Raw genomic sequence first — 26,030 nt, 5'->3', positions numbered from 1 at the left:
ATCCTAGCACAAACTACCTATTGAAATCACGGAAGTTCAATATCAAATGTAACCATTTCGCGTCCGTTTGCAACAAAAGTTCAATTCATGAAGTTCAACTCATGTCATTCTTGAACATCATGAGACATCACAGCAGATTATCTTCAATCCACTGTGCCACACCGTCATCATTGTTGGATGGGCAGATTTCATCTGCGATGTTCAACACATCCGGGTTAGCGTTCGCCACCGCCACTCCCCTTCCGGATTTACATAGCATGGCAATGTCGACCAAATCATCACCGAATGAGACGGTTTTGCTCATTGGCGTTTCAAAATGTTCTGCCAGCAGATCCAATGCATGTTCCTTGTTGGCGTGAGGATTCATCAACATCCACAGCGATCCCTCAGAGATGTGAACGTCAAAGTCGCTGGGCACAAGAGAACCGACCTGATTCCACTGCTCATCGTTGGGGAAGATAATGAGCTTATCGGCGATACCTTCAGGAACATCGTCGAAGTCAGTGTATCGCCAAGTCTGCGTCTTCCAGTATTTGGAGACATCGAAATTGGTGTACCGCACGTCATCCATGACGATGCCGACTTCCATGCCAGGTAGCTCAGCTAATAGATTTTTGCAGACTTCGCAGGCACGTTTCGATGAAAAACCAATTTTCTTGAGATGGCCGTCTTCCGGCAGCGTCGGCGAAGTAAGCATTTCATAATTCGATGATGCCGGATTGAAATCTATCAACGCACCGTTGAGATAAGCGACGGCGTCGACAGGCAGTTTTTCCACGAATGAAAAGCCGGTGCTGACGGGACGTGCCGTTTCCACGGCGAAAACGATGCCATTGTCGTGCATGCGATTGATCACGTCGACGGAATATTGCGTCAGGAAACGTTCCTCGAACGTTTCGCCGTCATGCAGCAGCGTGCCATCCAAATCTGCGACGACCATTGTGGCTTCTTGGGTTTTTTCGATTTTGAGCAACGTCAAGTCAGATCCTTAACTCGTTATGATGCAATTGATATCGCGCTTGAAAAACACTTCGGCCCATGACCGTATCCAGTCATGGGCCGAAGTGACAAAGTCAATCAGATGAGGCTGAACTTCGTCATCAAACCGAGGGCGATGATAATAGCCACCCATAGCAGTGCGATGATGACGGTCCAACGGTTCAGGTTCTTTTCGGCGACGCCAGAGGAACCCGCGTTCTGGGTGAGGCCGCCGCCGAACATATCGGATAGGCCGCCTCCCTTACCCTTGTGCATCAGAATCAGCAGGGTGAGCAAGAGGCTGAAAATAACGAGAATAATCTGCAGCACAAGCTTAACGATGGCCATAGCGGACACGAGTGAACCTCCAGTTCGTAAACACTGTTGCTAACGATAGCGCAAGGTATTGAGAAAATTGAATATTGACCACACCTTGAAATATTTGCGTTAAAAACGTGGCGTCACAAAGTCGCTTCTATGGTGAGCTGGCAGATTCTGGTGAGCTCATCCACATGCAGCGCGGCACCGCCGATGAGGAATCCGTCCACATCAGGCTCGCCGATCAGTTCCACGGCGTTTTTCGAAGAAACGGAGCCTCCATACAGAATACGCACGGCCTCACCTACATGCGAGCCAAAAGTTGCGGACAAATCGTCTCGAATTGCTTTGGCAGCATCCTGCGCGGATTGCGGAGTCGCTACCATTCCGGTGCCGATGGCCCACACCGGCTCATATGCCACAATCAGACGTGACGCTTCCTCGTCGGAAAGATCGCGCGTGACGTCGTGCACCTGTCCCACGGCGAAATCGAGTTCGATGCCCTTGCGTCGTTCCTCATAGCTTTCACCGACACAAAGAATCGGCTGCATGCCTGCAGCCAAAACCGCACGCACCTGGTCCACGATGTTCGCATCGTCTTCCGGATGGTATTTGCGGCGTTCAGAATGGCCGACAATCACATATGAGCAGCCGAGATGGGCGATCATATCTGCGGATACATCGCCAGTGAACGCACCCTGCGACGTTACGGAAACAGCCTGTGCGCCATAGCGAATCTTCAAATTGTCGGATTCGACCAACACCTGAACGCTACGTAATGAGGTGAAGGAGGGCATCAACGCGATTTCGCAATGACGGTAGTCGAAATGAATGTCACGGAGCTTCCATGCAAGCTGCTGAACGAAATAGGTGGCTTCAAGATGGTCGAAGTTCATCTTCCAATTGCCGGCGACCAGTGGGATTCGTTGTGATACCATATGTTTGCCTGCCTCCGTTCTTGTTTCCGTTCAGTGTTTATGTGTCGTGTTTCGCGCTGTTGACAACAAGAGGTGCTCCCCCACCTTTGTCGATAAGGGAGCACCTCCGGATTATGCATCAAATAATCAGTCGAGCACCTTCAGGCCCGGCAGTTCCTTGCCCTCGAGGAACTCGAGGGAAGCGCCGCCACCGGTGGAGATGTGCGAGAAGCCATCCTCCGGGAAGCCGAGGTTGCGCACTGCGGAAGCGGAGTCACCGCCACCGACGATGGTGAACGCGCCAGCCGCGGTGGCGTCGACCAAGCCCTGGGCCACGGCTTCGGTGCCGGCTGCGAATGCCGGAACCTCGAACACGCCCATCGGGCCGTTCCACACGACGGTCTTGGAATCCACGATCTTGTCGTGGAAGAGCTTCTGGGAATCCGGACCGATGTCCAGACCCATCTTGTCAGCAGGAATGGCATCAGCTGCCACGACTTCCGGAGCGATGTCCTCGTCGGACTTCGGGAAGACCGGGTTCACCACGATATCGGTCGGCAGCACGAGCTCGACGCCGTTCTGTTCGGCACGCTCGATGTAGCCTTTGACGGTTTCGACCTGATCCTCTTCCAGCAGGGAGGTGCCGACCTCGAGGCCCTTGGCCTTGAGGAAGGTGTAGACCATGCCGCCGCCGATGACCAGACGGTCAGCCTTGTCAAGCAGATTCTCGATCACGCCGAGTTTGTCGGAAACCTTGGAACCGCCAAGCACGACGGTCAGCGGGCGCTCCGGCTCAACGGTGGCGCGGGACAGAGCCTTGACTTCCTTCTCGACCAGCAGGCCGGCGGCTGCCGGCAGATCAGCTGCAACGTCGTAGTTGGAGCCCTGCGCACGGTGCACGACGCCGAAACCGTCGGACACGAACGCTTCACCGAGGGCTGCGATCTTCTTGGCGTAAGCGGAACGCTCCTCCGGATCCTTGCTGGTTTCTTCCGGGTTATAGCGCACGTTCTGCAGCAGCACGACATCGCCATCGTTCATTGCGGCGACCTTGGCCTGAGCATCTTCGCCGTAGGTGTCTTCGGCCAGCGGAACCTCAATGCCGAGCAGTTCGCCAAGACGAGCGGCGACCGGAGCGAGGGACAGTTCCGGAACGACCTTGCCCTTCGGGCGGCCGAGGTGGGCCATCAGAATGACCTTTGCGCCTTCTTCGCGCAGGGCTTTGATGGTCGGCAGGGCGGCCTTGATACGACCGTCATCGGTAATCGTGGTGCCGTCCAGCGGAACGTTGAAATCAGCGCGAACGAGAACGCGCTTGCCCTTGAGATCTCCAAGATCCTTGAGTGTCTTCATGTATATCCTTTCCTAGCCGCTTGTAAGCGTGGAATGGTCATATTGCCATTTACGAATAATACAAGCTCAAACGAACAAAAACACCATGCTGTTCGAAAACAGGCATGGTGTTTCGTGTAAAAAAGCTCAATCAGACCGACTGTCGGCGCGCCTTCTCGGTTTTTTCGGCGAGCTGCAGCAGTCGACGAATACGACCGGCGATAGCATCCTTGGTAATCGGAGGATCAGCTAAACGTCCCAGCTGTTCCAGCGACGCATCCGTATGATCGAGACGGAGCTGGCCCGCGGACTTGAGGTTATCGGGAACATCGTCGCCGAGGATTTCAAATGCCTGACGTACCTTATCGCATGCTTCCGCGGCCGCCTTGGCGCTGCGGCGCATGTTGGCGTCATCGAAGTTGGCCAAGCGGTTCGCTTTACCTCGTGCTTCGCCGTCGGAACGCTTTCCAGTCCATTCGCGTGCTGAACGCGGGGCGCCCATAAGGATGAGCATGCGTTCGATGGCATCAGGGTCGCGCAGGGTCACGCGCTCGGAGCTACGCAGCTTACGTGGCTTGGCGGTGATGCCCAAGCGGCGTGCGGTGGAAACCAGTGCCAGAGCGGCCTCATGGTTCGGGCATACGATCTCGAGATAGCTTGCCTTGCCCGGGTCTGACAGACGGCCGTTCGCAAGGAACGCACCACGCCATGCGGCTTTGATCTGCGCGATCTTGCCGTTGATGATATCGCTCGGCAGACCAAGCACCATGTTCTTCGTGTAGCGGCTGTATAGACCGGTCTGCAACACAAGTGCCGCGCTGCCCTTCGGCACGCGAATCACATAACGCTGCACCGTACCGGTCGGCGTCTGCCTAGAGACAGGAGTGAGCGTGGCTTCGTGACCATACAGGTTCTTGATGGTGTCTTGCAGCCAAGTGGCCGCATCTTGGGAGTCGAGCTGCACCTGCACAAGAATGTGGTGATCCACCGAGTGCAAACCATTGCCGAACCGAATCATTGCCGTAGCCTGCGCCTTTTTGGCGATTGGCAATTCATTGTCGATTGCGGACAGCTCGCTTTTGACGTCATCCAGAAGAGCCAAGAGCCAACCTCCTACCTTGCTGTTCTTCCCTAAATTTCAGGCGAGTCGCGGAATCATTCCGCACTGCCACGGCTTACTGTGATACCGTCCATCTTGGACAATCACAGCCTGATTTCTTTATATATGGACACTATTTTTTCATAATACGGTCATTTTTCCGCTTACCGCTTATCAAGCTCACGTGCGGAAACAGAAACCGATAGCCCTCTCGCGCGCAAGCGTTTGGCCAAGGCCTCGCTCATCGCAACGGAACGATGCTGTCCTCCGGTGCAGCCGATTGCAATCGTCACATAATGTTTATCTTCCTGCGCATACCCTTCGATCGCGATCGCGATCGCTTTTTCGTATGCGTCAAGGAAATCGGCGGCACCTTCGCTGGAAAGCACGTAATCGCTGACTGCCTTGTCTCGTCCAGTGAGCGAACGCAACTCCGGCACCCAGAATGGGTTCGGCAGAAATCTCACGTCGGCGACAAAATCGGCGTCGATGGGAATGCCATATTTGAAACCGAAACTGAAGATGTGCACGGAAACCGTGGTCGGCCCAGATCCAAGCATGGCCTCATATAGTTTCGTAGACAGTTGGTGGATGCTCAATGACGACGTGTCAATGACGATGTCTGCACGCTCCTTGAGATTCTCAAGAAGGTCACGTTCCTCGAGAATGCCGTCGATCAGCCGGTTGCCCTGTTGCAGCGGATGCGGCCTGCGTACGGATTCGTATCGTTTGATCAGCACCTCGTTGCTGGCATCAAGAAACAGGATGCGTGTTTTCACACCAAGATCATCCAAATGGCTGAGCACTGCGGACAAATCGTCGAAATAATCGCGGGAACGAACATCCACGACTGCCGCAAGCTTATGGATGTTGGCTCCGGTGGTCATCATGTCGACCAGCGGCACCAACAGTTTGGGAGGCATGTTATCGACCACATACCAGCCCATATCCTCAATACTGTTGGCCGCATGCGATCGCCCCGCACCGCTCATGCCGGTGATCAGCAATACTTCAAAACCTTCGGCAGGCGAAGGAGCGCTGGCATGCGTGCCATTCGCTTGCGCATTGATATCTTCCTGTGCCATCACAGAGCCTCCTCAAGTGCGATGCGCATGGCTTGTTCCAACCGCGCGGTGCGGTCCTGATCAATCATGCCACTCGGCGGATTATTATTCCAGATTCCCGTCATCAGCCAAACCTGTACCATGGCCTGGTACAATAACATTTCCTCGCCGCCAATGGCGGTTCCTTCCCTTTGGCGCCAAGCCTGCATCAGTTTGGTAGGACGTGGATCGTACACGACGTCAAGCAATGTTCCGCCCATGTTCGCATTTGACGTTTCCAAAGCTTCGGCGATACTGTCCGCAGCCAGGCCAGGGATGGTGTTTACCGCCATATCTGCATGACGTAACGCCTCAATAGCATGATCCATTCCGACAATGGTTATCGGTCGCTCCGACGGCAAATATCGTTCGGCAAGAGGTTTGAGAGCGGTGTTCTTTTCGGGATGGCGAGCTACGACGATGACGTGTCCGATTGCGGGGGATTCCACGCACGCGGCCAACGCTGACGTCGCCGTGTTGCCGTTGCCGATAATCACAGCCGTTCCCGAACGGTCCGTCTTCGGCTCCATCCTGCGCGTCTGATACGAGTGTTCGAAAGCGAGCTCGATGCCTGACACATCCGTGTTATACAGCTTGATGGCGGGAAGATCCGGATTACCGTTGACGCAGGTTTCGTTCCAATCGAACACCGCGGTGTTGGCTACCATAAGTTCCTTCGCCCACATATTGCAGGGCGTACCGTACGGTTGAATTGTTTTCTTCAATGGCATGGTCAGACTGAGACCAGCCCAAGTCGGGTCAAGCGATTCGAGAAAACCTTCAAGATCGGGTTCTCCTACCTCATGCTTGTCGTACGACCAATCATCAAGGCCTAACGCCTGATAAGCGGCATTGTGCAGCACCGGAGACAACGAATGCGCGATAGGCTTGCCCAAAACCGCACACCGGTGATTGACCTCAGCCATATTCCCTCCCTTAATACTCACCGTTATCATGCTAGCAATCCGATTGTCTTTTTCCGCTACTCAATCCTAATCCATTCCATCCTTCGGACTATTCGACGAAACTGCATCTTCCATCGGTCACTGCCCGTCACGGGCGTGCAACGCCTGATAAATGGCTTCGGCTTTGGCTTTTCCGACGCCTTTGACCTGCTCGAAATCCTCGGCATTCGCCTCCCGCATGGCACGAACCGAACCAAAATGGTTCAGCAGACGCTTCTGATACGTCTCTCCGACGCCGGGAATATCGTCCAATGCGGAACGCAACGCACCTTTCCTTCGTGTCTGGCGATGGTAGGTGATGGCGAAACGATGCGACTCGTCACGAACACGTTGCAGCAAATACATACCTTCGGACTGACGTTTGAGAATGATCGGATAATCGTCGTCCGGAACCCATACCTCTTCCAAACGTTTCGCCAATCCGCAGACGGCCACATCGTCCACGCCGCAATCCTCCAGTGCTTTCGCTGCCGCCATGACCTGCGGTTTGCCGCCGTCAACCACCACGAGATTCGGCTTATAGGCGAAATGATGACGGTCGACGTTCTGCTGCACCGACGGCTTCTCGACCTGTTCGCCCTGTTCGGATGCCCGCCGTTCGTTGTCCATGCTTTCGCCGGAATCGCCTGCGATATTGCCATGCCGGAATCGACGCGTCAGCGTCTCATACAATGCGCTCAAATCGTCAAGTGCGCCTTGCCCGTCCGCTCCGCGAATGGCGAAACGACGATATTCCGACTTCTTGGCGATCGCATCCTCGAACACCACCATGGAAGCGACCTGGAACGCACCACCAACGGTATTGGAAATGTCATAGCATTCGATGCGTAACGGCGCCTGTTCAAGCCCAAGCGCCTTGGCGACATCATTCATGGCCGTAGTGCGGGCGCCCATATCGCTGATACGGTTCATTTTGCTGCGCTGCATCGCCTGCCTGGCATTGTCGTTGGCACGGTCCAGGAGTTGCTTTTTGCCTCCCCTGCTGGCCGTGCGAATGTTCACAGCACCGCCGCGCAGTCCGCTGAGCCACGATTCCAACTCCTCACGCCGGGCTGGCTCGATGGGAACGATCACCTCACGCGGCACCGGAGAGATGGGGGCGAGCAAATCCGCGCGACCAGTCTGCCCCTGACGTTCATTGCGTTCTCGCGTTGCCTGCGCGCGCGCCAAAGCATCGGTCGCAGTCACGGTTTGCGTTGATCCGATGGCATTACGTTGTTCGGTGACGACGGTCGACTGGGAGACATTGGACGTATCCCCCGCGGTTTCCGAATACACTTGCACGATGAGGTCTGCGATCAGCTCCTCGTCTGTCACATCCTCAACCCGTTCCACGCTCCAATTGCGTTCCCCGCGAATGGAACCGGCACGTACGTAAAATGCATGCACGGATGCTTCCAGCTCATCCGATTCGACGCCGAAAAAATCGGCATCGACATCGGAATCGAATACTACGGCATTCTGCTCGACCACCGTGGACAGCATTTGGATTTGGTCACGCAATCGTGCTGCCTTTTCAAACTCAAGTTCAGCACTTGCTTCTTTCATTTCGCGAGTGAGCTGCGCGATATACGATTTGCCGATGCGACCGGTCAGCACGCCGACGAGCTGTTCGCACATTTTCCGGTGTTCCGCTGCACTGATGCGCCCGACGCAAGGTGCTGAACATTTGCCGATCGAAGCCAACAGGCATGGGCGCCGGGTAACTTCCGCCTTGTGATAGACGTTTTGCGAACATGTGCGCACGGGGAAAGTTTTCAGCAGCCGATCAAGACTATGCCGCAAATCCCACACCTTGGCATAGGGGCCGAAATATCTGGTATCTCGACGTTTGCGACTTCTGGTCACCCACACCCGCGGCACATGCTCTGCGGATGAGATCGCCAAATACGGGTAGGTTTTGTCGTCTCGGAACACGACGTTGAATCGTGGATCAAACTCTTTGATCCACGTGTATTCCAACGTCAATGACTCAAGTTCGGTACCTACGACCGTCCATTCCAAGCTGCGTGCCGTAAGCACCATGGTCTGGGTGCGTGGATGCAGCTGATACAACGGCTGGAAGTAGTTGGTCAAACGGTTGCGCAGGTTTTTGGCCTTGCCCACATAAATGACCCTGCCTTCACCGTCTCGCCACTTATAGACGCCCGGCTGTGCCGGAATATCAGATGTTTTCGGACGAAACAGGTCACGCGAATCTCCCAGCAGAGGCGCGCCATTCTTGTTCATTCCTCCGCAGGAAGGAGCATTTCCGTCAGAAAGGGCACTCCCTACGGCATCACTGCCGTCAACGCTCATCTGCTCGACGGTTTTGCGCCAGACTTCCGGACTGTGACGTTCAATGGGTGTGCTCACAGCATGCCCCTAAGGAATTTGCCGGTCCAGGATCGCTCGCACTGCGCCACCTGTTCCGGCGTGCCTTCAGTGACGATGGTGCCGCCTCCATCTCCGCCCTCTGGGCCAAGATCAATAAGCCAGTCAGCCGATTTGACTACATCGAGGTTGTGCTCGATAACGATGACGGTATTGCCTTTGTCTACCAATCCCTGCAGAACAAGCAGTAGTTTGCGCACATCCTCAAAATGTAAGCCTGTGGTCGGTTCGTCAAGAATATATACGGTTTTGCCTGTGGACCTTCGCTGCAATTCCGTGGCAAGTTTCACTCGCTGCGATTCGCCGCCGGAAAGCGTTGGAGCTGGCTGTCCAAGTCGGATATATCCAAGTCCCACCTGAACGAGTGTGTCGAGATAGCGAGAAATGGAAGGATAGGCTTTGAAGAACTGGGCAGCCTCTTCGATTGGCATATCAAGCACATCGGCAACGGATTTGCCGTTGTATTTCACCTCCAGCGTTTCGCGGTTGTAACGTTTGCCATGGCATTCCTCGCAGTCCACGTACACGTCCGGCAGGAAGTTCATTTCAATCTTCAGCGTGCCGTCGCCGTGGCACGCTTCGCACCGTCCGCCTTTGACATTGAACGAAAAACGCCCTGGACCATATCCGCGTACCTGAGCTTCAGGAGTTTTAGCAAACAACGTGCGGATCTTGTCCCATACTCCGGTATAGGTTGCCGGGTTGGAACGAGGGGTACGCCCAATCGGGTTCTGATCGACGTGGATCACTTTGTCACATTGGTCCACGCCTTCCACCCGGGTATGTTTGCCGGGAACGATGCGTGCGCCGTTAAGTTTGTCGGCAAGCACTGGATACAGAATCTGATTGATCAAAGTGGACTTGCCGGAACCGGAAACGCCCGTCACGCAGGTGAACACGCCCAGCGGGAAATTGACGTTCAGGTTCTTGAGGTTGTTCTCGCGGGCTCCGACCACGCGCAGCTGCTTGGTCTTATGCGTCTTGCGGCGTGCGGCGGGCACTTCGATCTTCCGTCGGCCGGCGATGTAGTCGCCGGTGATGGAGCGTGGCGCTTCGGTGATTTTTCTGGCGGGGCCGGAATACACGACCTCGCCGCCATGTTCGCCGGCGCCCGGACCGATGTCGATGACCCAGTCCGCGTTTCTGATGGTGTCCTCGTCATGTTCGACGACGATCAGCGTGTTGCCGAGGTCGCGCAAATGATGCAATGTGCCGATCAGCCGTTCGTTGTCACGCTGATGCAGGCCGATGGATGGTTCGTCCAGCACATACATGACGCCCACCAGGCCGGAGCCGATCTGGGTGGCCAGTCGGATGCGCTGCGCCTCGCCGCCCGACAGGGTCTTCGCCGCACGCGACAACGTCAGATAGTTCAGGCCGACATCGTTGAGGAAGCCGAGTCGTGCGCGAATCTCCTTGACGACTTCGCCGGCTATCTGCGCGGCCGAGCCTTCGAGTTCTAGGCCGTTGATCCATGCGAGGCTCCGTTCGGCGGACATGTCGCACACGTCCGCGATGGACTCGTCGCCCACGGTGACGGCAAGCACTTCCGGACGCAGACGCCGCCCATGGCACGCCTGGCATGGCACCTCGCGCATGTATGACTCGTAATACTGCTTCATCTGGTCGGAATCGGTTTCGTCATGCCGGCGCATCAACGTGCGCACCACGCCTTCGAAACCGGTGGAATACTCGCGCATGCGACCCCAACGGTTGCGGTACGAGACCTGCACCTTGAAATCGCGGCCATACATGATGGCGTCGCGCGCGTCCTTGGGCAGATCCTTCCAAGGCGTGTCCAGGTCGAAGCTCATCTCATCGCCGAGTCCCTCAAGCACATGGCGGTAGTATTCGCCGGTGCCTTTGGTCATGCCCCACGGTTCGATGGCGTTCTCGTTCAGCGTCTTGTCCGGATCGGGAATGACCAGTTCGGGGTCGATTTCCAGCTTGTATCCGATACCCGTGCATTCAGGGCAGGCGCCATACGGCGCGTTGAAGGAGAAGGTGCGCGGTTCGATCTCGTCGAGTTCCAGCTGATGGCCGTTCGGGCAGGCGCGTTTCTCGGAGAACGGCTTGCGGCGGTCCGGATCCTTCTCGTCCAAATCGACGAAATCGGCGACGACCACGCCTTTGGAAAGCTTCAACGCCGTTTCGATGGAATCGGTCAGACGCTGGCGGATACCGTCCTTGACCACCAGTCGATCCACCACCACTTCGATGGTGTGCTTCTTCTGCTTGGTGAGTTTGATGTCGTCAGACAGCTGCTTCATTTCGCCATCAATCAACGCTCGCGCATAGCCATCGCCGCGTAATAGTTCGAGTAAGTCCTCGAACTCTCCTTTACGCCCACGAACGACCGGCGCAAGAATCTGGAATCGTGTACGTTCCGGATACTGCAGCAGCGCATCCACCATTTGCTGTGGCGTCTGCGCACTTACCAATGCGCCGCATTCCGGGCAATGCGGAACACCCGTACGTGCGAACAACAGTCGCAGGTAATCGTAAATCTCCGTAATCGTGCCGACCGTCGAACGCGGATTGCGATTCGTGGTCTTCTGATCAATCGACACGGCCGGGCTCAAGCCTTCGATGAAATCGACGTCCGGCTTGTCCATCTGCCCCAGGAACTGCCTCGCGTACGCCGATAGCGACTCCACATACCTGCGTTGGCCTTCGGCGAACAGCGTGTCGAACGCAAGTGAGGATTTGCCGGAGCCCGACAACCCTGTGAACACCACCATGCGGTTGCGAGGAAACTCCAAGTCCACGTTCTTGAGATTGTGCTCGCGAGCGCCTTGGATGGTGATTTTGAGGTCGTTGGGTAGGTGGGTGAGGTCTGCTATGAGTGAGTCGCCTGTTGTTTTCATGGGGGCTTTTTTGATTTCGCGTGTGAGGAATGCGTCGCTGGTGAGTACGCGTTCGACCACGACTTCGTTGTGTGTCGTGTTGTTGCGTTTGGTTGTCATAGTGTTCTTCCGCTTGGTGTTGCCTGTTCTGTTGTATAGGATAGCGTATTTTTGTTGTGGTTTCGAACAGGTGTTCTATTTGGTGTTGTTGTTTGGTATGTCGTTGCCGGGTATGTCGATTGGCCAGTGGTGTTGGTCGTGCAGGATGGTTGTGGCGTCGCGTATGGGGATGCGTTCCTGTTCGATGCGTAGGTATTGGATGTCTGTTCCTGTGCAGAGTGTTTCGTAGAGTTTGCGTTCTTCGGTGGTGAGTCCGGGTGTGGGTTGTGGGGTTTGTGTGGTGAGGGGTTTGTTTTTGGCGTCGAATTGGGTGCCGTATTGTTCGTATGTCCGGTATGCGGTGGTGTCCATCAGTATGGATGTGCATGGGATGCCGGTGGCGCGTAGTTTGGAGAGGATGTCGAGTCCGTTGGCGTCCATGTCGCCCCAGTAGATGATGTTGGGGATGGTGGTGAGCCATGGCAGGAGTGTTGTGATGTGTGATGTTGCGGCGTATCCGTTGCCGAGGATGCAGATGGCGTGTTCGACGGTGGGCATGGCCTGGTAGGTGTCTTTGTTTTCGATGATGATGGCGTGTTCGATGTCGGTTGGCTGGCTGCGGACCCATGGTTGGGTGACGATGAGGTCGGGTTGGTCGTGGTGTTCGGCGTCCATGAGGCGTAGTCGGAGTTCGTTCGGGCGTTCCTGGAAGGTGAGGTTGTCTTGTCCGGTGAGCTGGCATATCGCTTTGCGGCGTTGAGAGTTGGGTGCGCCGAGCCATTTGGCGCTGAATCCTGGGATGGGCGCCATGCGTGGGGTCATGGTGTGGCAGTCGTGGTTTGCGAAGTAGTGAGCGGCTTGGATGACGAGGTGGAAGTCGGTGTCGTCATGGTCTTTGAGGGTTTTGGCGACGTTCATGGCGTTCTCCGGTTCGAGGCCGAATTCTTTGGCGAGCGCGCTCATGCGGTCGTGTTCGCGTAGGTAGCGTTCGCGGGTTTGTTTGGTGGCGATGCGGAGGGCGGTGTCGAGGTCGGGTATGGTCACGGAGTCGATGAGCGGGCTTTTTTGTTGGATGAGTCCGCTGGAGACGATTTTGGTTTTTTCGCTGGTTTCGCAGTGGTGTTGCCGCGCCCAGTCGCGGATGGTTTCGTTTTGGGCGCGGATTTGGTTGTAGTGCTGCTCTAGTTCGGCTTGTTTGGGCAGTCGGATGGTTTTGCGCAGCGGCCAGGATTCGTCGGTGTCGTACATGTGCCTGGTGAGGTGGGCGTCGACGTATTCGTCGAGTTTCCGGCGGATGTCCGTTTCGCCTGTGGTGTTTCTGGCCGCTGCCATATTATGCCTCCGTCGCGGGTTGCGTCTGCTCGACGGTGGCGTCTTGTGTTTCGGCTTGCGTTGCCGGCTCGCGGTCGAGCTCCTGCAGGTACGAGTTGCCGGTTGCGGGATCCTTGTATGCCACGTACGCCTTGTCTGCGATGCTGAGGATTTCGGCGGTTTTGCTTTCCGGCGCGGATACGATGATCTGGAAGCCGAGGCGCGGCAGCACGGTCAGCGCGCGTTTCGTGTAGCGTCCGTCGGCTTTGATGAGGGCTTCGTCCAGGAACAGCGTGGTGTAGGTGGGCTTGCCGGTCAGGTCGCCGCCGAGCAGGTAGATCAGGGCCGCGCCGTAGACGAACGAAGTGAGTTCCTGCAACGCGCCGCCGGACTTGCCGCCGGTGGAGCTGATGCGCTCGTCGGGCAGATCGTTATGGTGCACGATCGCGTAGAACGAGCTGCGCACGCGCGGATCGAGGTTGCGCGCACCGTATTCCTTGATGCCGTTCGTGTCGCGGATCTGGCCGAGTTCCGCCTGGAGCCTGCCGATGAACGTTTCGCAGCCTGCGAACGCCTTGCGCGTCTCCATGGGATTGCTGCGCGCGTTGCGTGTCCAATCGTCGAGCTTCGACATGATGCGGCCCAACGAGGATTTGAACTGCCGGTCGATCGGGTGGAAGTCCACGTGGAGCGAGAGCCTGCCGCCGCGGGGGCCGAACTGTTGGCCTTTGAGCATGCCGTTGATGCGGTCGAGCTGCTCCCTGACGTTCTCCTCGTCGGTGTTGAACGCGCGGTTGAGCTGTTGGAAGCTCATATACAGCTTTTCGACGCTGTTCGCATACTCCTCGTCGGTCGCGGCGCGGGTGACGAGCATGTTGAGGTTCTTGAGCTCGTCAAGGAAATACGGATAGTCCTCCACGCTCGCCATGACGGTGTCGCCCTCCGTGGAATGGTGCTTCAGATAGTCGCCCATGGCGCGTTCCGTGTCGGCGCGCAATTGGACGGCACGCTCGTCGATCTGCTGGAGTCTCGCACGCACGGTGTTGCCGATTCTGCGCAGCACGCGCACGTCGAACGGCGCCGTCCCCTCACGGTCGAAACCGCCGGCGATGCGCTGCGGCCGTTCCTGCGGACGCGACGTGTCGAAACAGGTCTCATACGTGTCGGCCAGCAGATTCGACACCATGTCGGACAATGCGGCATCGTCGAAATCGGAGTCGCCATGCATGCCGAGCCATGCCTGTTCGGCCTGGACGGCATGCTGCGCGTTTTCCAATTCCGCTTCGGCACGGTACCTGGTCTTGCCCTCGTCGTCCTTCTGCCGTAGCAGCTGTTTCAACTCGTCCTGCAATTGTGCCAGTTCCGGATCGCTTTCGATCCGTTCGATCTGCAGACGGATCCGTTCCGCCTTCGTCTCGAGCCCGTCCACGTCGATCTTGCCCCATGGCAGATCCGCGACGGTCAATGCGAGCTCATGCTCGTCCTGCAGCAGAGTCATGGCGTTGGCCATCTGCCTGCCGCGGCGGTCGGCGTCCTCCAACGCCCGTTCCGCCCCGTCAAGCTGGCGTTCCAATTCGGCCAGATACCGTTCGTTCACGAAGCCGATGACCTGACGCAGGCCTTTGACGCCATAGAATCCACGGTCGCCGGATTTGATCTGCCCGTCGACCTGCACCTGCCGTTCGGCCCGGTCCATGTCGTCGATCGCCTCCACGCAACGCGCGTCGAACCGTTGCGACGCGGTCTGCTCCTTCAACCATCCGACGAACGGCGAATCCTCCTTGTACCGCAGCTTCGACGATATCCACCCCTCGTTGCAGGCCGAATCGTATTGCGCGTCGGTATCGACGAAACGCCAGGCACGCCGCGTCATACGAGTCGGATCGATCGCGCTGACCTTCGCGGCGAACCCCTGCTCATGCCGCTTGTCCACGAGAATGGTCTGCGCGATGGGCGCGTACGTGACGTCCATCGCCAGACGCCATTGCTCGTCCCCCTCGTCCACGTCCATCAGTTCGGCCACGTACGGCAGTTCCGTCTCGTCCAAGCCCGTCGCCCGTGCGATGAGCGTGCGCGCATGGTCCATGTCGTCGCTGATGCGCGTCCTGTGTTCGATCTTGCGCCGGTAATCCTGCCTCAACAGGTCGCGTTCGCCCTGCCGGGCGTGACGTTCCACCACCATCCGCTGGTATTCGGATCGCGCGTCTTCCAAACGCTTGTCGTACGTGTCGAGCGACAAGGCGAGCGCGGCGCGTTTGGCGTTCCATGTCTGCTCGTCGGCGGGGAGTCTGCCTTCGACGCGTTCGAACCGTTCGGCGATGGCGTGCCGTTGTCTGCGCGCCTCGTCGGCGTCCTGGCGTGCGCGTTCGAAGTCCTTGCCGAGTTGCTGCAGGCTGCCGCCGTCGATGCCGTTCATGCGTTCTTTGACGGCTTCGATTTGCGTGTCGAGTTCGTCGATGCGCTGCTGAGACCGGTCGATGGCGTCCTGGGATTCCTTGGCTTTGCGTTGCGCCGATGGCAGTCCGGCGCGTACTTCGCTGGCCATGCGCGACCATGTCCATGCGGCGAGCGTCGTCTCGCCTTGCTCGCGGTCGGGGTCGATGGGCGTGTATTCTCGGCGTTCGCTGGCTTGTTTGGCGTATTCGCCGTAGCGGGCTTGTATGTCCTGCAGGATGGCGACGCGTTCCATTTTGTCTTCCATGCTGTGGAAGTTCTCGCTGAACCGGTTGTAGTCGTCGACGGTTTCGCGGGCGAGCCGGATGGATTCGGGCACGTCGAGCACGCCCTGTTTGAAGATGTCGTCGAGTTTGGAGGGCGCGTCGGCGGATTGGATCTTGTGCAGGAGCCTGCATGCTTCGGCGCTTAGGCCCATGTCCTGCCAGATGGAGGCGTGGAACGCCTGCGCGTTGACGTGCGTCGTGCATCCTGGGTAGGTCTGTTCCATCAGTCCTCGCGTGAATGACGTGTCGCGGTGCCGGTCCATGAGGCGCGGGTCGATGGTCTGGTTCCAGGTGACGTATTGGCGGCGCAGTCCGTCCGGCCCGTCGCCTGCGGTCAGGTAGAGGAATTTTGCGCAGGACAACAGTCCGCCGTCGCTGCGGTTCGCGTATGTGTCGACGATCGCGCCCCAGATGTTCTGCGGGGTGCCGTCCGCGTCCCTGCCGCGCAGGAAGATCGGGGTCTCACCGTTTTCGCCGTCGCTGATGCCGATCATGCCGCGCAGGTACGTGTAGTCGTTGCGTTCCGAACGTCCCGAATTCGACGCCTTATTGTAGGGGGTGCCGGATGGGTAGAACAGCGAGATCTGCGCGTCGACGAGCGTGGATTTGCCCGATTCGCTCGCGCCGGCGAGCAGGGTCACCGGCATCGCATCGTCCATGGACGGGCGGAACACGTGGTAGCCGCCGTAGGAGCCCCAGTTGACGATCTGCCGGCTTTGCAGCGTCCAACGGTCGGAAACGATTTTCATGCCGTCTTCCATCAGTGTTCCCCTCCATCAAAAGCGTCATCGGCCGAATCGAAATCGAACGCGTCCTGCTCGACGCCGGACGAAACCGTCCCGGTCGAATCGGAAGTATCGCCACCATCCGCGCCGATGGACGAATCGTCATAACCATCGCCATCCGCGTCTTTCATACCATCGCCGTCCGTATCATCGGAGCCGAGCCACCGGTCGGCGAGCTTCTGGTCGAGCACCATCGGCACCAATGGCGTGAGCACGTACATGTTCTCGTCCCCCGTTTCCGCGAGATACCCGTAGGTGCGCATGCGCGAGATGACGGACGTGATCTTCTTCGCCGTGCCCTCCTCGTCGTTGCTGGCCGTGAGGAAGCCCGCTCCCGTGGCGAGCAGCGCGCGGATGTCGTCGAAGCTGATGAGCCAGTCGCCCGGCTTCGTCTTCTGGTTCTCGTACTCCAGCACCTTGATGCGCAGGGCCGCGAGCGTGGCGGCCTCCTCGCGGGTGAGGCTCACACGCGTCTTCAACGAGCGGATGTTCGTCTCCGCGTCCGTGACCGGCGACGCGTACATGATCCGGTATTTCGTGTTGTCGACCAGTCTGAGCATGTCGTTGTTCAACGACCGTTCCACGGCCTCACGGTACTGGCACGCCCTGTCGTACAGGCTACCGTCGATGTAGCGTTCGCGTTTCAGCGCGATCGCGGCCATACGCGCCTCAAGAGGCATGTCTCCCGTATCCCCGTCGAACAATGCCGGCCTGTCCCTCGTCATGGCCGGCCCTTCGGACGGCATGCCGGATTCCGGGCCTGTCTCCTCTTCGATGCCGATGCCAGTGTCGAATCCGTCGGTGTTGTCCGTCATGCTCATCCCTCCTCGATGATCTCGTCAAGCGCCGCCTCGGTGGTGAAGATCGGCCTGGTGCGCCACACGCGCTCGCCTCCGTCGATGGATACACAATGCCATGCCACGGTTGCCGGTCCGTCCTGCGTGCGTAGGGCGCTTAGGAAGCCGATCAGCTCGCTTTCGCGCCGTTCCTCCCGGGGCAGCCGGTTGAAGCTCGCCGCGAAATCCACGAACCTGCCGTCCGCCGTTTTGACCGGATCGCGCCTGATGAGTCCGATCATGTGCGTCAGCCGCGGGCCGCACATCTCGACCATGGCCTTCAGGTCCGGCGCGTCGACGTTCGTCGAAGGCGCGTCGTCCAATCCGGCCGTGGCCGCGCGCGCCATCGATTTCGCGGGCCTGGACGGCAATGCCTGGAATTGCGCCGTGCCGGTGTCCGTACGGTATGGGCGTTCGTCCGAGCCGGGGTACGTCTTCGCGTCGTCGCTGGCCCGCACGAACAGTCTGTGGAGCTTGTCGAGCATGGTGCGGTAATGCGTGTCGGTCTGCTGGCGCACCAGACGGCTCACCGCCTCGTCGGATATGTGGATCTGCCGGCGCACGTCCTCGATGCCCTCGTAAATGCGTTTGAGTTCGGCGCGTACCTGGGCGAGCAGGATGCCGGGCTCGCCCTCGAGATACGGGTTCTGGGCGATGTCTCGCACCGCCTCGTCGATTTCGCGGCGTCCCTCGTCGGTGACGATCACCTGGAACGCGTCCTCGAAACGCCGGCCGCTGTCGGATTCGTGGAACGACCTGTGGTATTCGTCATGGTAGGTGCCGAGCGCCTGCTCCACGCTGATGGAGCCCGACTGCATGCTTCGGCGCAGATTGTCGCCGTTGTCGCGTTCCTCGAGCGCCAGTTCGCGCAGGTCGATCGGCACGCCGCGCAGCGTGTTGTGGATGACGCCGATGATGTCGCCCACCTGTTGGGAGGTGAGCTTGTCCAACGTGTCGCTGTGCTTCAATTCGTCGATCTGCTTTTGCCGCTCCTCGATGTCGCGTTCGAGCAGGCGGATGCGTTCGCGGGGGTCGGCGGTCAGCTGCATGCGCGCATGCTCGATCTCCATGATGATGCTGTTGGCCTGCGCGCCGGACAGCGCTTTCGTGGTGTCCTCGAGCCGGTCGAGCGCCTCGATCGCACGGTGGGCGCGCGCCGTGAGACGGTACAGGTAGCGGTGGGCTGCGACGTCGAGCGAATTGGCGAGCCAAGCGTAGTCGCCTTCGCCTTCCTTCGTCAGCTGCTGCAGGATCGTGTGCGCGGCTTCCGCGGACGTCTGCCCTTCCTTGGGCGTGTAATCGCCCGTTTCCGCAAGTCGGGTCAGACTGCGGGAGAACCGTTCCTCGACGATCTCGCGTGGCAGCTCGCCGGTGAGCGGGTCGAACGTGGAGCGCAGCAGCGCGACGTACAGCATGGAATTGCCGCGCAGCAGCAATCGCAGCACCCCGGTCTCATACACGGGCCGGAGCCGTTCCATTTCCCGTCTTACATCCGCCAACGGCGTCCCGTCCTTCCCTTAGCCACAAGTTTCCCGATGCGCATCCATTGTAAGATAGCATGTCCGTTTTCCCGTGATCGCGGCGGGAAAACCGTCCGGCGCGAACGTCATTTGAAGATGACGTAGCGGCACAACAGGAAGCCCCAGACCGCCTGCATGCCCATGGTGACGATCTTGACCGCCATGGTGGGCCAGCCGAGCAGTCCGGGGATCCAGGCCATCATCAGGTTGGAGAACAGCAGGTTCCAGCAGTACATGGCCACGAACATGGCTATCGAACGCGCGTAGTTCGACGAGGATTTGAATGTGACGTTGCGGTTCATGACGTAGTTGAATGAGCCGGAGCAGAAGACGGCCACGGCATTCGCCAGACGGAACGGCAGGCCGGCCAGCTGAAGCACGGCGAACACGCCGAATTCCACGAAGGTTTGCATGGCCGAAACGCCGCCATAGCTGAACAATTGTCTGACGATGCCGTTTTTCGGTTTTCCGTCCGTCGGCATGCGGTCTCCTCCCGGTCGTCTCAAACGCTACGGCTGGAAAGCATAGTCACACATGTGGCTACGGACGCGCTGGAGGCGTTTCGACCCGGCGTAATGAAAAAACGGAAGGACGCCCCTTCCGGAGTTTCCGGAAGGGGCGTCCCCCACGTTTTCGGATCGTGTCCGCTCAGATGCTCATCGCCATGAGCTGGGCCGCATACTCCTCCACAAGCTCGCTGTCGCGCTCCGTCCAGGAATGGCTGGCGGAATCGTCCGGCACGAAAGTGGTGTCGATGTCGATGTTCTCGTTCATTTCCTTAATACCTCCGTTCGTCCCATTTGCCCCCGGCGACATTGCCGACTTTCATGGAACAGGCAAAAGTCTGGACCATAAACGCGTTCGATGCAAGAGCGTGTTCACATCGTGGTCAAACGTTTTTCCTCCACGCGTACATGCCGTGTCTCCGGCGTGAAGACGATACGATGGAGGCATCCCTGCCGCCAACCAAAGGAGGACGATGATGAGCGACGAACGCAATGAGGCCGAACCGATCGAACTGGGATACATCGAGGACCTCGGGGACATGATTTCCTTTCAGGAGGGGTCCACCGTGTCCCGCACCGTCATGCAGAAGGCCGGAGGCAACGTGGTGCTGTTCTCCTTCGACACGGGCGAGGAGCTCAGCGAGCATACGGCCGCGATGCCGGTGTTCGTGCAGACGCTGAAGGGACGGCTTAAGGTGACGGGCAACGGCAGGACCGTGGAGCTTGTTCCGGGAGGCCTGGCCTACTTTCCCACCCGTATCCCGCACGCGATATACGCCGAGGAGCCGTCCGTCATGATGCTGACGATGGTCACGCCGGCACGCGACAACATCGGCGACTGAAAAAACAAGACCGCCGGCATCGGATTCTATTGGATTCGCCGGTGCCGGCGACTGCTGGAAATACAAGAAAAGCTCCCTCCCGGGAGCTCTCGTTTTGTGGAGCGGACAACGGGACTCGGACCCGCGGTCTCAACCTTGGCAAGGTTGCGCTTTACCAACTAAGCTATGTCCGCATGTTTTCCACCTTGGTGGGCAACGAGTTGAAAATATACAGGAGCGTCCGCCATTGCGCAAGTCCGGCGTGTCGCGTTTTTGCGGCGCCGGACTCGCGGCAGCTCCGCACGACGGTCAGACATAGTCGTACGGCATGCGCTTTTTAACGCGCCAGAACACGATAAGCGCGATGCCGAGCAGCAGCGCGTAGAAGCCACGGTCCGTCCACAATCCGTAGACCGCGCAATACAACACCAACGCGCGTAACGTATAGAACACGATCCTGCGCATGCCGGAACGCTCCCTGGCCTCCACCGTCATGCGCGTGAAACCGCCGCCCAACGTGCGGCCGGCGCGCCTCCACGGAATGATTCCTTCGAACAGGACGAACATGACGATGGTGGCCACGGCGGAGACGGCCGCATTGACGTTGTTCGCGCGGTTCACATCGAACAGCACGCCAACCAGATAGATAAGCGCCGTGACGGACATCGACGCCGTTTCGACAAGGAACAGGTCGATCGCGAGCGCCACGCAGCGGCGCACAAAGCCTGGCTCGGTGGTGATGGCGTCTTCGTCGATGCGCTGTTGGGGCAGGAAGTGGGTGACAATGCTTCCCATGGCGTAGCCGAGTATGCCGCCGAGGGTGTTGGTGATGAGGTCGTCGACGTCGAATAGGCGGTAGGCGCATGGATAGATGCCCCAGATGCCGGTCAGCTGGGTGGTTTCGATGAGCAGCGAGGTGAGGAACATGGCCGGCAACGCCGTGGCGAATTTCCAGCGGAAGACGCGTTTCATGAAGTAGCCGAGCGGTAGGAAGAACACGACGTTCATGGCCAGTTGCATGACGCCTGTGATGCCGTCGGTTCGGATGTCGTGGATGAATTCGAATGGGTTGAGTTGTGGCCTGAAATGGTGGGCGGCGCAGTAGGTGGCCGGGTTTTCTGGCATTGGGTACATGGTGAAGCATGCGAGCGCGATGAGGTAGAGCACCACGAGATATGCGGTCAGTGCGGAGGTGAAGCGTAGCCGGTTGTCGCGGTGGTAGAGCAGTGCGAGCACGGGCAGGGTGAGTAGGAGTGAGAGGAATGGCCAGATTGCGATGGCGAGCGCGAATGGCTTGCTGAAGTAGAGGACGTATGACATGGCCGGTTTCCTTTGCTGGGCGTGTGGGATGCGCGTGGTGTGTGCGTGGGTTTCGTTTCCGTTGTTGGTTCAACGGTAGTACGGCTGGTCGTGTCCGTGGCATCGTCCGTCGTATTCATTCCTTGGCGTAAATGTTGGGGTGACTCATCCTCTGGTATGAGATGGCCCGGCGTGTTTCTTCGTGTCTTTTTCCTCTTGCTTTTTCCGTTGGATTGCTTGGCGTCTGATCCGCGCGGAACCGATTTCGGACATCGTCTTCGCCGTCATCGCGGGAATCCTGTTCATGGCGTTCACGCCGAAACTGCTCAGCGAATAACGGAAGCTCCCGCCTTCCACGCGGAAGGCGTGAAAGGCAGGAGCTCTTATGGGAAGACTAAGGCGGATTTTAAATCCGAGGAATAGTCACCTTTTTGGCACCGGTCATGTAATGCCAGAGACCTTCCGTCCCCGGAATAAGGTCATGCAGAACGCCTGATGTTTTTCGACCGCTGCGCTCGGTGTGCCCGGCACCGGATGGTCATCTGTTGAAGACGTGAAATCGAGTCCGATGATCCACGCATCGGCACTCTCCGCGGCACCAATCGCCTTCATTCCAGGATATTCGGCGAGAACGAGATTGATGGCATCGGCCAATATCATCTGACCCTCCTTGCAGCATTCCAGTACTGATTCGTCGGATTCGGCTTTATACGCTTTATACGCGTCAAAACGTCACCGTCCATATTCAAATACCATGAGTCGTTTGCCGATCTCGTTTGCGGAGCGGGGGAATCATTCCGCCTGTTTGACGCGTTCCATCGTAGTATCCGTTGAAGGGCGTTCTTGTTGGTCTTGGTATCCATTCCTCTTATCACGTTTCCGCTGTATGCTTTAGGGAAAGCTGTTATGTGAGAGGATCATGCGAACCACGAAAAGCAAGAAACCCATCACCGTCGTATCGGTATGCGTCGCCGCCGTGGCATGCGCTGTCGGCGCGTATCGGTTCGTCTACCTGCCACTCCGGCCTGCCGATGTCAGTCATGCTCGGATCAGCATCAACGCGACGGGCAAGTTCGACGAATCCCAGATCGACGGCGCGGTGAAGGCGGACCTTGCCAGGCTGAAATCCTGGAACGGTTGCCGCGTGGATGCCGTCCGATATGACGCAAAGCGTTCGGCCGCGCTGCTTGCAGCCGAACACGACGTCACGGCTTCCGGTGGCAGTTCTTCGATTTCCACGGCCATTGACGAATACGGGATGGACAATGTGATTTACCTCTCCAATGACATCTCTTGCCATGCCGGCTCGCAGAACTCGTCCCAAGATGGCTGGGGAAGCTGGTACGCGTGGAATCCCGGTTCCGCGCGGGCGGAACACGGATGGATCTTCATCGACGAGGGATATTAAAAAGTTCAACGGAATACCGTGCACCATGCCATAATGTCGAAACCATATGATGACGATTGGCTTTAGTACAGCATTGATAAAAAGCGGGCCTACGCGTCCTGATCACGCGGAACGCAAACCAGCTTTCGATGGCATAGGCATCGCTTGGCTTATCTGACTACTTGGTCAAGGAACCACTCATCATGACTGGCCACCACCAATGCTCCCGGATAGTCGGCAAGACATCTTGCCAGAGCCACCTTGGACTCTAAGTCAAGATAGTTCGTCGGCTCGTCCATGACAATCAACTGAGGCCGGTCAAGAATGCCCAAGCACAACATGAGCTTGCGCAGTTCGCCCGGAGACGGCGCTTCGTTAGAAAGCAGCTTATCCGGATCGGCGTTGAGCTGGGCGAAGGCGGCCAGCACCTGCGAGCGTTCCTTACCCTGCAATGCGGCGAGTCGTCTCATGGTTTGAGAAAGCGCGGCTTCTCCCGTTTGCTGCTGGACGATCAGATGCGGCAAGTCTTCCGGCATGCTGTCCAGCAATGCGTTCATCACGGTTGTTTTGCCGAGTCCGTTGGCACCGGTCAGTCCGATATGGTCTTGCTGTCCGATGCTGAGTTTTGGTATGGCGACACCTGGCATCCGTGGTTTTTCACCACTCATCCCTGGATTATGCGCGACTTTCCATTGATGTCCGTCGGCATGCAGTATGGATTGTGTTGGCGTTCTCGCGGCATCGTTCGAGCTGGTCATCCTGCCGCTGCCGAATATGATAATACCTTCCGTGAGATGCAGGAGCTCCTTTCTGTTGCTTGGCCGTATGTCGATCCAGATGTCGCCGTCGTAGCGTTTGGCCGCTACGGTTAGTGAATCTAGTGTGCGCTGTGCTCGTTCAAGACGCTTGTTCATTTGTCGGTATGCGGCGCCCGAAGCGGTATCGGTCTGTTTTTCGATCCATTTGTGGTGATCGAGGGCGCTGTGATCTTTGCGGTCGATTTTCCACCCGTTGCGTTTGCGAGCATATGCGCTTTGCATGGCTTGATGTCGCTGTGCTTGTGCGGACCGCAGTCGTGTGACTTCCTGCCGTGCCGCACGGATTGACTCCTCGTCTCCACGCAGTCTGGACGTCATCAGCTCATGCGCTTGCGTATATCCGCCATCATATGTGCTGATGGCGGTGATGTTACGCCCACTGATGTGCCGTCGTTCGAATATGACGCATCGTGCGCATGTAGCGTCAACCAGTGCGACATCGTGGGATATTACGATGCCTATGCCCTGGTATTGGCGCATGACTTCGACTATGGCTTTCCGTGTTTCACCATCAACGTGGTTGGTGGGTTCGTCAAGCACGAGCACATCGGGACGCGCTGTGATTGCGCAAGCGACCTGCAATCGTTTCGTTTCGCCTCCGGAAAGCGTTTCATAACGGTAGGGCCAGTCATCGCCGATGTGTAACGCGTTGCGTACACGCATGGTTCCGGGCGACCAATCCGTGGCGAAGTCGTCGAGGTTCTTAGGCCTCACCATGTTGTCTTGCGGGCAGGTAGCGATAGTGAGTCCATGCGGGTCCGGGTTGATGCTGCCGGTATCGGCGGGCAACATTCCGATGGCGATGTTCAGTAGAGTCGTTTTGCCGAGTCCGTTGTCGCCGAGCACGGCGGTCCATCCTTGTTGGAAAGATGCGGACACGTGTTCGAACAGTGGTTCAGACATGGATGGGTATGTGTAAGAGATGCCAGTAAGCGTGAGCATTGTTGTCCGGGCCATGTATGGGGCTTCTTTCTCATACAGGCGCACTGCGAGGTCTTGATTGTGAAAAAACGAACGGATACGGAACCGTGAAATGTGCATACGAGCAAGCTACGCGGCAGTGCGCTTCAACGCGCACGGTTCTGCCGACGGTATCCGCCGCCCGTTAGATACGCAATGTCCGTTTCTCTTTCCCGAAAACCCTCTTGGCATATGGGAGGATTTAAATACACTCAACATATTCCATCATAGCATATGATCATTCGACCCCAAGCATTATGAACAATGCCATGGCCGTCGGCGCCATTCGGATTGATATCTGCTGATTGGGGCCGATCAGTCGAGATCAGTCAAGGATGATGCCGGCTTCGCTCATCTGCCGACGGGCTGCGATACCGAGTTCCTCACTGACCGGTTCGGTCAGGTTCTCGATGACGTGCACTTCGAATCCCAGCTTTTTTGCGTCGAGAGCGGTCTCCTTGACGCAGTGCGATTCGGCCAGTCCGACCACATCGACCCGTGTGATGCCTGCGGTCTTCAACCCGTTGGCGAGTGTCCTGCCCGCGGCCATGGCGGTGGAGACTTCTTCGCGGGTGGGAATGCGGTCGGTGTTGTCCTCAAAGCCTTCGAAGCCGGAATATGAGGGCGAATACTGACCCTTTTCGAAATGATGCTCGATGTTCAATGCGGCGATGGCGGGATGCAGCTCGGCATTGGCGGTTCCGGCCTTGCCATGCACCGGCCAGGTGTCCACGAAATCAGGATGCTCGGACCAGTGGGTCCCCGGCTCGATATGCCAATCCTGCGTGGTTGCGATATATGCGTATTCGCTCCGGTGCTCGTTCACATAATCCGCGATACGTTCGGCGACCGCATTGCCTCCCTGCACGCCAAGTTCGCCTCCTTCACAGAACGTCGGCTGTACATCCACCACAATCAAAGCCCTTGCCATGCTTCTTCCCTCCTGAATGGTTCTGACACCACTGTAGCGAATCAATCACGAGAGTGGATAATTCGTTTCATCCGCTGCGTCGGCGTAGCATATATGCATCCTTCCC

Annotated in this window: 22 protein-coding genes and 1 tRNA gene; 3 read left to right on the top strand and 20 right to left on the bottom strand. The window is 57.8% G+C overall.

Going from position 1 to position 26,030, the window contains the following annotated elements; genetic code table 11:
* Positions 1–127: 127 nt before the first annotated feature.
* The 15 genes from BBCT_RS04775 to BBCT_RS09625 all read right to left on the bottom strand — a co-directional run bounded on the left by BBCT_RS04775 (position 128) and on the right by BBCT_RS09625 (position 19,976).
* Positions 128–940 (bottom strand): HAD hydrolase family protein, encoded by an 813-nt coding sequence (locus tag BBCT_RS04775; protein WP_047750743.1) that lies wholly within the window; start codon positions 938–940, stop codon positions 128–130.
* Positions 941–1,077: 137 nt separating this feature from the next.
* Positions 1,078–1,326 (bottom strand): preprotein translocase subunit SecG, encoded by a 249-nt coding sequence (gene secG / locus BBCT_RS04770; RefSeq protein WP_003834803.1) that lies wholly within the window; start codon positions 1,324–1,326, stop codon positions 1,078–1,080.
* Positions 1,327–1,439: 113 nt separating this feature from the next.
* The gene (gene tpiA / locus BBCT_RS04765) at positions 1,440–2,234 is read right to left on the bottom strand and encodes a triose-phosphate isomerase (protein WP_003834806.1); all 795 of its coding nucleotides are present in this window, start codon (positions 2,232–2,234) and stop codon (positions 1,440–1,442) included.
* 126 nt (positions 2,235–2,360) lie between these two features.
* Positions 2,361–3,566: a phosphoglycerate kinase gene (locus tag BBCT_RS04760; protein ID WP_003834807.1), complete on the bottom strand. Its 1,206-nt coding sequence runs from the start codon at positions 3,564–3,566 to the stop codon at positions 2,361–2,363.
* Between the two features lie 130 nt (positions 3,567–3,696).
* The gene (gene whiA, locus BBCT_RS04755; RefSeq protein WP_003834810.1) at positions 3,697–4,647 is read right to left on the bottom strand and encodes a DNA-binding protein WhiA; all 951 of its coding nucleotides are present in this window, start codon (positions 4,645–4,647) and stop codon (positions 3,697–3,699) included.
* A 161-nt stretch (positions 4,648–4,808) separates the two neighbouring features.
* Positions 4,809–5,729, bottom strand: a complete 921-nt coding sequence (rapZ, locus tag BBCT_RS04750; RefSeq protein WP_003834812.1) for an RNase adapter RapZ — start codon at positions 5,727–5,729, stop codon at positions 4,809–4,811.
* Positions 5,729–6,673, bottom strand: a complete 945-nt coding sequence (locus BBCT_RS04745; RefSeq protein WP_033512672.1) for a shikimate dehydrogenase family protein — start codon at positions 6,671–6,673, stop codon at positions 5,729–5,731. The genes rapZ and BBCT_RS04745 overlap by 1 nt, the downstream gene beginning before the upstream one ends.
* Before the next feature lie 117 nt (positions 6,674–6,790).
* Positions 6,791–9,067 carry an excinuclease ABC subunit UvrC gene (gene uvrC, locus BBCT_RS04740; RefSeq protein ID WP_033512674.1) on the bottom strand — a complete coding sequence of 759 codons (2,277 nt, stop codon included), beginning with the start codon at positions 9,065–9,067 and terminating at the stop codon, positions 6,791–6,793.
* A complete protein-coding gene (uvrA, locus tag BBCT_RS04735) occupies positions 9,064–12,051 on the bottom strand; it encodes an excinuclease ABC subunit UvrA (RefSeq protein ID WP_003834818.1) in 2,988 nt (995 codons plus the stop codon). Before uvrA ends, uvrC begins: the two co-directional genes overlap by 4 nt.
* 75 nt (positions 12,052–12,126) lie before the next feature.
* The gene (locus BBCT_RS04730; RefSeq protein WP_003834820.1) at positions 12,127–13,362 is read right to left on the bottom strand and encodes a DUF3322 and DUF2220 domain-containing protein; all 1,236 of its coding nucleotides are present in this window, start codon (positions 13,360–13,362) and stop codon (positions 12,127–12,129) included.
* A 1-nt stretch (position 13,363) separates the two neighbouring features.
* On the bottom strand, positions 13,364–16,822 hold the full coding sequence (locus BBCT_RS04725; protein ID WP_003834822.1) for an ATP-binding protein: 3,459 nt from the start codon (positions 16,820–16,822) through the stop codon (positions 13,364–13,366).
* Complete coding sequence (locus tag BBCT_RS04720) at positions 16,822–17,667, bottom strand: DUF4194 domain-containing protein (protein ID WP_003834824.1); 846 nt, start codon at positions 17,665–17,667, stop codon at positions 16,822–16,824. Before BBCT_RS04720 ends, BBCT_RS04725 begins: the two co-directional genes overlap by 1 nt.
* Positions 17,664–19,160, bottom strand: a complete 1,497-nt coding sequence (locus BBCT_RS04715; protein ID WP_003834826.1) for a DUF3375 domain-containing protein — start codon at positions 19,158–19,160, stop codon at positions 17,664–17,666. The genes BBCT_RS04720 and BBCT_RS04715 overlap by 4 nt, the downstream gene beginning before the upstream one ends.
* 128 nt (positions 19,161–19,288) lie before the next feature.
* Entirely contained in the window at positions 19,289–19,684 is a 396-nt protein-coding gene (locus BBCT_RS04710; protein ID WP_003834828.1) for a GtrA family protein, read from the bottom strand.
* Positions 19,685–19,850: 166 nt separating this feature from the next.
* Complete coding sequence (locus tag BBCT_RS09625; protein ID WP_256134382.1) at positions 19,851–19,976, bottom strand: hypothetical protein; 126 nt, start codon at positions 19,974–19,976, stop codon at positions 19,851–19,853.
* Between the two features lie 205 nt (positions 19,977–20,181).
* Between BBCT_RS09625 and BBCT_RS04705 the strand changes: the two genes are divergently transcribed.
* Entirely contained in the window at positions 20,182–20,550 is a 369-nt protein-coding gene (locus BBCT_RS04705; RefSeq protein WP_003834833.1) for a cupin domain-containing protein, read from the top strand.
* Positions 20,551–20,647: 97 nt separating this feature from the next.
* On the opposite strand, the gene BBCT_RS04700 is transcribed toward BBCT_RS04705, so the two are convergent.
* Together BBCT_RS04700 and BBCT_RS04695 are read right to left on the bottom strand one after the other, a co-directional pair.
* A tRNA-Gly gene (locus tag BBCT_RS04700) sits at positions 20,648–20,723 on the bottom strand.
* Between the two features lie 115 nt (positions 20,724–20,838).
* The gene (locus BBCT_RS04695) at positions 20,839–21,849 is read right to left on the bottom strand and encodes a VanZ family protein (protein WP_003834834.1); all 1,011 of its coding nucleotides are present in this window, start codon (positions 21,847–21,849) and stop codon (positions 20,839–20,841) included.
* A 181-nt stretch (positions 21,850–22,030) separates the two neighbouring features.
* Between BBCT_RS04695 and BBCT_RS09620 the strand changes: the two genes are divergently transcribed.
* A complete protein-coding gene (locus BBCT_RS09620) occupies positions 22,031–22,165 on the top strand; it encodes a hypothetical protein (protein WP_269446972.1) in 135 nt (44 codons plus the stop codon).
* Positions 22,166–22,269: 104 nt separating this feature from the next.
* Here the strand turns inward: BBCT_RS09620 and BBCT_RS04690 are convergent, their stop codons facing one another.
* Positions 22,270–22,488 (bottom strand): hypothetical protein, encoded by a 219-nt coding sequence (locus BBCT_RS04690; RefSeq protein WP_003834839.1) that lies wholly within the window; start codon positions 22,486–22,488, stop codon positions 22,270–22,272.
* A gap of 259 nt (positions 22,489–22,747) precedes the next feature.
* Here BBCT_RS04690 and BBCT_RS04685 point away from each other — a divergent pair, with 259 nt between their 5' ends.
* Positions 22,748–23,236, top strand: a complete 489-nt coding sequence (locus BBCT_RS04685; protein WP_003834843.1) for a hypothetical protein — start codon at positions 22,748–22,750, stop codon at positions 23,234–23,236.
* 149 nt (positions 23,237–23,385) lie between these two features.
* Here BBCT_RS04685 and BBCT_RS04680 read toward each other — a convergent pair whose 3' ends face one another.
* Both BBCT_RS04680 and BBCT_RS04675 read right to left on the bottom strand, forming a co-directional pair.
* Positions 23,386–24,936: an ATP-binding cassette domain-containing protein gene (locus BBCT_RS04680; protein WP_081962302.1), complete on the bottom strand. Its 1,551-nt coding sequence runs from the start codon at positions 24,934–24,936 to the stop codon at positions 23,386–23,388.
* Positions 24,937–25,318: 382 nt separating this feature from the next.
* Positions 25,319–25,924, bottom strand: a complete 606-nt coding sequence (locus BBCT_RS04675) for an isochorismatase family protein (protein ID WP_003834847.1) — start codon at positions 25,922–25,924, stop codon at positions 25,319–25,321.
* Between the last annotated feature and the right edge of the window lie 106 nt (positions 25,925–26,030).

This window comes from Bifidobacterium catenulatum DSM 16992 = JCM 1194 = LMG 11043, from assembly GCF_001025195.1.
GTDB lineage: Bacteria > Actinomycetota > Actinomycetes > Actinomycetales > Bifidobacteriaceae > Bifidobacterium > Bifidobacterium catenulatum.
The sequence above is the reverse complement of the archived record's forward strand: the minus strand, read 5'-3'. Positions and strand labels throughout refer to the sequence as shown.

Excerpts from the sequence above, each read along its gene's own strand:
- BBCT_RS04775 (WP_047750743.1), bottom strand. The coding sequence starts at position 940 with ATGGTCGTCGCAGATTTGGATGGCACGCTGCTGCATGACGGCGAAACG.
- secG (WP_003834803.1), bottom strand. The coding sequence starts at position 1,326 with ATGGCCATCGTTAAGCTTGTGCTGCAGATTATTCTCGTTATTTTCAGC.
- tpiA (WP_003834806.1), bottom strand. The coding sequence starts at position 2,234 with ATGGTATCACAACGAATCCCACTGGTCGCCGGCAATTGGAAGATGAAC.
- BBCT_RS04760 (WP_003834807.1), bottom strand. The coding sequence starts at position 3,566 with ATGAAGACACTCAAGGATCTTGGAGATCTCAAGGGCAAGCGCGTTCTC.
- rapZ (WP_003834812.1), bottom strand. The coding sequence starts at position 5,729 with ATGGCACAGGAAGATATCAATGCGCAAGCGAATGGCACGCATGCCAGC.
- BBCT_RS04745 (WP_033512672.1), bottom strand. The coding sequence starts at position 6,673 with ATGGCTGAGGTCAATCACCGGTGTGCGGTTTTGGGCAAGCCTATCGCG.
- uvrA (WP_003834818.1), bottom strand. The coding sequence starts at position 12,051 with ATGACAACCAAACGCAACAACACGACACACAACGAAGTCGTGGTCGAA.
- BBCT_RS04730 (WP_003834820.1), bottom strand. The coding sequence starts at position 13,362 with ATGGCAGCGGCCAGAAACACCACAGGCGAAACGGACATCCGCCGGAAA.
- BBCT_RS04725 (WP_003834822.1), bottom strand. The coding sequence starts at position 16,822 with ATGGAAGACGGCATGAAAATCGTTTCCGACCGTTGGACGCTGCAAAGC.
- BBCT_RS04720 (WP_003834824.1), bottom strand. The coding sequence starts at position 17,667 with ATGAGCATGACGGACAACACCGACGGATTCGACACTGGCATCGGCATC.
- BBCT_RS04715 (WP_003834826.1), bottom strand. The coding sequence starts at position 19,160 with ATGGAACGGCTCCGGCCCGTGTATGAGACCGGGGTGCTGCGATTGCTG.
- BBCT_RS04710 (WP_003834828.1), bottom strand. The coding sequence starts at position 19,684 with ATGCCGACGGACGGAAAACCGAAAAACGGCATCGTCAGACAATTGTTC.
- BBCT_RS09625 (WP_256134382.1), bottom strand. The coding sequence starts at position 19,976 with ATGAACGAGAACATCGACATCGACACCACTTTCGTGCCGGACGATTCC.
- BBCT_RS04705 (WP_003834833.1), top strand. The coding sequence starts at position 20,182 with ATGATGAGCGACGAACGCAATGAGGCCGAACCGATCGAACTGGGATAC.
- BBCT_RS04695 (WP_003834834.1), bottom strand. The coding sequence starts at position 21,849 with ATGTCATACGTCCTCTACTTCAGCAAGCCATTCGCGCTCGCCATCGCA.
- BBCT_RS04690 (WP_003834839.1), bottom strand. The coding sequence starts at position 22,488 with ATGATATTGGCCGATGCCATCAATCTCGTTCTCGCCGAATATCCTGGA.
- BBCT_RS04685 (WP_003834843.1), top strand. The coding sequence starts at position 22,748 with ATGCGAACCACGAAAAGCAAGAAACCCATCACCGTCGTATCGGTATGC.
- BBCT_RS04680 (WP_081962302.1), bottom strand. The coding sequence starts at position 24,936 with ATGTCTGAACCACTGTTCGAACACGTGTCCGCATCTTTCCAACAAGGA.
- BBCT_RS04675 (WP_003834847.1), bottom strand. The coding sequence starts at position 25,924 with ATGGCAAGGGCTTTGATTGTGGTGGATGTACAGCCGACGTTCTGTGAA.